At 42.1% G+C, this 3,671-nt stretch carries 6 protein-coding genes; 1 reads left to right on the top strand and 5 read right to left on the bottom strand.

The window, feature by feature from the left end:
• Nucleotides 1–91: 91 nt before the first annotated feature.
• The 4 genes from ACUVJL_RS40235 to ACUVJL_RS40220 form a co-directional block, all read right to left on the bottom strand.
• Nucleotides 92–370: a hypothetical protein gene (locus ACUVJL_RS40235; RefSeq protein WP_445250940.1), complete on the bottom strand. Its 279-nt coding sequence runs from the start codon at nucleotides 368–370 to the stop codon at nucleotides 92–94.
• A gap of 6 nt (nucleotides 371–376) precedes the next feature.
• Nucleotides 377–886 carry a thermonuclease family protein gene (locus ACUVJL_RS40230; protein WP_445250939.1) on the bottom strand — a complete coding sequence of 170 codons (510 nt, stop codon included), beginning with the start codon at nucleotides 884–886 and terminating at the stop codon, nucleotides 377–379.
• Nucleotides 887–1,380: 494 nt separating this feature from the next.
• Nucleotides 1,381–1,659 (bottom strand): hypothetical protein, encoded by a 279-nt coding sequence (locus ACUVJL_RS40225; RefSeq protein ID WP_445250938.1) that lies wholly within the window; start codon nucleotides 1,657–1,659, stop codon nucleotides 1,381–1,383.
• 164 nt (nucleotides 1,660–1,823) lie between these two features.
• Nucleotides 1,824–2,165 (bottom strand): hypothetical protein, encoded by a 342-nt coding sequence (locus ACUVJL_RS40220; protein ID WP_445250937.1) that lies wholly within the window; start codon nucleotides 2,163–2,165, stop codon nucleotides 1,824–1,826.
• Between the two features lie 39 nt (nucleotides 2,166–2,204).
• Between ACUVJL_RS40220 and ACUVJL_RS40215 the strand changes: the two genes are divergently transcribed.
• Complete coding sequence (locus ACUVJL_RS40215; RefSeq protein WP_445250936.1) at nucleotides 2,205–2,513, top strand: HAD hydrolase-like protein; 309 nt, start codon at nucleotides 2,205–2,207, stop codon at nucleotides 2,511–2,513.
• A 114-nt stretch (nucleotides 2,514–2,627) separates the two neighbouring features.
• On the opposite strand, the gene rppB is transcribed toward ACUVJL_RS40215, so the two are convergent.
• Nucleotides 2,628–3,530 carry a two-component system sensor histidine kinase RppB gene (gene rppB / locus ACUVJL_RS40210; protein ID WP_445250941.1) on the bottom strand — a complete coding sequence of 301 codons (903 nt, stop codon included), beginning with the start codon at nucleotides 3,528–3,530 and terminating at the stop codon, nucleotides 2,628–2,630.
• Nucleotides 3,531–3,671: the final 141 nt, after the last annotated feature.

Genomic DNA, 3,671 nt, shown 5'->3' with positions numbered 1-3,671 from the left:
CGTCAATTTTTAGGGATTCCTAACTGGATGATGCGATAGTTGCACAAATTTTTGGGTGTTTTTACTCATTATTATCTCCGATGATTCACTTTTACTTCCTCAATCCGCGTACGCTGCCCCTTGGGGGTGCGGAATATGGGTAGTAATAGCCTGGTTCCGTCGTCGCTTCCCAAGAGCCTTCGATCTTTGGAACTCCTTCGTGAAAGGCAAGAATCAGTCGCAAATCATTGAAGTGATTGGGGGTATCCGCATTAAGCGTTCCATCACTGTTCATCCCTTCGATGTAAATGATGTTTTTTTCTCCCGCTCCGGTAGCCACTTCGTATTTCTTGGCTTCCATGTATTTAAGGATTTTTTCGACTAATTTCATGATGTTTCAGGAGAGGTTTAATTTTTTGAACTCGTAGGGAAGAATCAAATCAGGCTCTGACCACAGCCCTCTTTTTTGACGATTAGCCGTAGCCGTTTCAGTGATGACACCTCTGAGTACAGCTATTTCTCTGGTGTTATAGGAGAATCGATTAAATGGGAGATAAGTTACCGCCATTCCACTCTTGCAAAGGAGGATTTGTATGTTGGTTGCTACCGAAACTTTATCAAGGTAACAATCGCATACCCACCGATCGAACTGATCTTTCTCGATCGGAACCGTGATTATTGATTTTCCTGCTACATAATTCATCAAGGCAATTTTTGCTTTTTGCGCCCATTCCCAGTGTTTAAGTATTCCAGGATTGGTGCTATTTTGTCCGGGTTTTTGAGATTCAGGTGAATCTATCCATCGCAATCTTGCTCTTATTTCTTCCCCTCGGAAATCTAGGGATAGAGTATCGCCATCAAATACAATTTTAGAAAAACAGTTATAGACATATCCTGCTGTGATCATGGTATCCTCAAAAGTATTTTATCTATTGCAATTTAGTTTTGAGCCTTGATCAATGACTATTGAGAATTGACTAAAACAGGTTCAATCCAAAGCCGTTTACTATCTCGCTAGCGCTTACCCTCACCTGATTCTAACATCCTCCAATATCCTCGTCTCCAGTGGGTACACGGAGAAAAATGAGTTTTTTTGTCTGCGGATATTACCGAGAAAGTTTGATATTTTTTGCCCAACCATCGGGGATATCTGACATTAGAAAAAGTTTGATAGATCCGCTGAAATCCTTTATTTTGCCTCTTGATTTCGGATTCACTAACCGTCGTCAATAATGACGGTGAAAATTCAAGAGTCAAAAGTACATTGATTACTACCAAATTTCTGATCGGTTGAAGAAAAGCTTTGTCTTCAGTTGAGATAATATGTCTCCCCATATTCTCAGTCTCATCGTAAATCAAAGTATCGTCACTTTTAACCGCAGTTCCTGAAGTCCAAACCGTTTAAAAAAAATCTACAGTGCAAATCTGGAAATATCGATCGTGATCTAGCGAAAATGGTTTAATTTGGATATTTTGCCATTTGCCGGAATTCCATTCGGGATGTTCACAATCGCTACAAGAAACTGTTAGATAATCTACTTCACCGCCGTCCGGTGTGTGGATAAATCCTTTAGGAATTGCTAAAACAAAAGTAGGTAACGATGGTTGCCAATCTCTAAGGATGCCAGGTTTATAAACAGCATCGGTTTGATCGAATGCTGTAATTAACTGCTCAGTCAAGCAATAAAGAGGAGCATCTTTGATAAACCAAAGAGCTGTTTCGATTTTTGCCCGTTCAAGCCATTAAAGTCATCTATCGCCCCTCGCTCAAAGCAATCCCAGACAAGGAAATTTGAGGCAAAATTAAAAACTGAGGGCATCAACCTTCATTCTGATTAATTTTCTCAGCTTGCTTCTGACTCGCGTCCCGGTTCCGAACAGGGATGCGTTTTTTTGTCTAAAAACTGTCGTTTTCCCCAAGCACGCAGTTGATTGTACGAGGAATAAACACAACGAACTCGAAACTTCTCATACTTTTTCTGGATTGCGTAGACGTTTCCTCTTCTATGTTCGTATCCGCTTGTCTCGGTCAGATTAACAATTTCCAAATCAAAATATGCAAGAGCTTTATGAAATTCCTCACTTTCTGATTGTTTTACCTTGGGACACAAGAAGCGATCGAATATCTGAGTCAAAGATTCATAATTATTGGTGTCACAAATCAAGGTGGCGTGGCAGCCGGACATAAGAATATGGCTTCGGCAATCGAAGAATAGCGGATAACTTTGGCTCTATTTCCGCAAATCTCAGAGATATATTTCTGTCCAAATTCAGGAGAAAGCTGCTACCAGGTGTGCCGTGGCAATGAACCGCTCGAATTCAGTGCGCCGTTGCGGGGTGATGGCACAAAGATATCCTGCCGGAAACCGGGATACGGAATGTTGTTGTTAGCAGCCCGACCGCTGGCAGAACCGAAAGACTGCATCATGATAGGCGATCGACAAGAAGATAAAGACGCTAGTGATGCTTGCGGAATCAAATTCTTTTGGGCATCAGTGTTGAGAAATGAACAAGATTGGAAAAATCTTAAATAAAAGGATTCATGAAGCATTTGCCTGGACAGAGCAACACCGACTAGCTTATCTTCAGGCGACGACACTCGATCAGATTGTTGTACACTACCTCAAGTTCTGAGATGTGCCGATTCCTCAATGATTCATGGCATTATTCACCAACGGCACATTTCTTTCTCGAAATCGCAGTGTGAAAATGCTACCCGTACCCAATTTGCTCTGCACAGTCAGGCTACCGCCATGTGCTAAGGCTATAGGTTGCGCTATCGCCAATCCCAATCCCGAGCCGCCAGTAACGCGATCGCGTGAACTGTTAACTCGATAGAAACGGTCAAAAATTTGCCTTTGATCTTCGGCTGCAATCCCACACCCTGTATCTTGAACATGAATCACAACTAAATGGTCACTTTTCTCTAAAATAACAGTTACTTTACCACCAGGTGAAGTGTATTGAATGGCATTGACAATTAAATTAAAAACTAAGCGATAAAGCTGGTTAGAATCACCGATAATAGTCAATGGCTGATGCACCCGCAATTCCGATGTTAGCGCTACCTCTCTGGCGATCGCCATTGCTGCCAATTCCTCGACTAAATCGCTAACCAAGTCATTTAAACAACACAATTGAGGGCGATCGGGTATCGGTTGATTATCCATCCGCGCTAACAACAACAAATCAGCCACTAACTGAGTCAATCTGCGGTTTTGGCGCTCTACAGTTCGCAAAATTTCTCGCGCTTCTTTTTCATCCAATTCAGACATCAACAGCGCTGATTCTACTGTCGCCTGCGAAGCAGCTAAAGGCGTTCGTAGTTCGTGAGCGGCATCCGCTGTAAACTGTTGAATTTGTCGGTAGGAAGCATAAATTGGTTTCATTGCCAATCCTGCTAGCCACCAACTAGAAAAGCCTACCAAGATTAACGCAGTCGGCAATCCCAACTTTAAAACTAATTTGACTGTACTGAGATAATTGTTGAAGTCTTGCAAGCTCCGCCCCACTTGAAAGTATCCCCAACTTTTCTGATTTTGAGTATGCAGTGTAAGGATTCAGGTGGTGGGTATTGACAACTGTGATACGGGAAAGTAGAATATAGCAATTATGAAAAAACACCTGCCACCCAAACTCAACAGTGAAACCTTAAAACAGTTGGCGACAGAGAAACTGGTAGAGATGATCGT

Origin of the sequence: Microcoleus sp. OTE_8_concoct_300 (assembly GCF_031383065.1) — a bacterium.
GTDB lineage: Bacteria > Cyanobacteriota > Cyanobacteriia > Cyanobacteriales > Microcoleaceae > Microcoleus.
This window is presented reverse-complemented; position numbering and strand designations above follow the sequence as displayed.